Raw genomic sequence first — 624 nt, forward strand, 5'->3', positions numbered from 1 at the left:
TCCTGCACGAGCTGCTTCAATAGCTGCATTTAATGCAAGTAGGTTAATTTGATCAGCAATATCACCTATTATAGAAGTAACATTTTTAATCTCTTCACTTTGAGCAATAACTTCACTAGTTTTATGAGATACATTTTGCATAGAAGAAGTAATCTCTTCTAATGCTGCTGCTGTTTCTTCTAAAGAAGAAGCTTGAGAAGATGAAGAATCTGTTAAGTCTTTAACAGCACTTTGTAATTTACCACTCTCATCTGCTAATAAAGAAGCAAATTCAGATGATTGTCTTAGCATAGCTACTATTTCTTGACCTAATACATTAGTAGTTACTTCAACTCCACCTTTAGCATTTTTAACTTCAGTAGTAAAGTCTAATGCCTTATAGCTATCAAATACTCTATTGATTTCATTCATATTAGAACCAACTTTTGCTTGTAATACATCAAGCATATCATTTAATACATTTTTTAATTCTATTAATTGAGGATTAGCAGGAATTGCTGTTATTCTTGCTGTTAGATTACCACCTTCTATTTCTTTAGCTGTATCAACTGATTGTTCTACTGCTTTAGCATCTTGTTCTAATGCATTTTTAGTTTTAGTGATGTTTTCATTGATGGCTTTGGC

At 31.7% G+C, this 624-nt stretch carries 1 protein-coding gene; it reads right to left on the reverse strand.

Translation table 11 applies throughout. From position 1 onward, the window contains the following. Positions 1 to 624, reverse strand: a 624-nt coding sequence (locus L8X50_RS08240; protein ID WP_263660894.1) for a methyl-accepting chemotaxis protein, incomplete at both ends; no start/stop codon positions are given.

It is taken from the genome of Campylobacter sp. CNRCH_2013_0898h (assembly GCF_025772965.1).
GTDB classification, from domain to species: domain Bacteria; phylum Campylobacterota; class Campylobacteria; order Campylobacterales; family Campylobacteraceae; genus Campylobacter_D; species Campylobacter_D lari_D.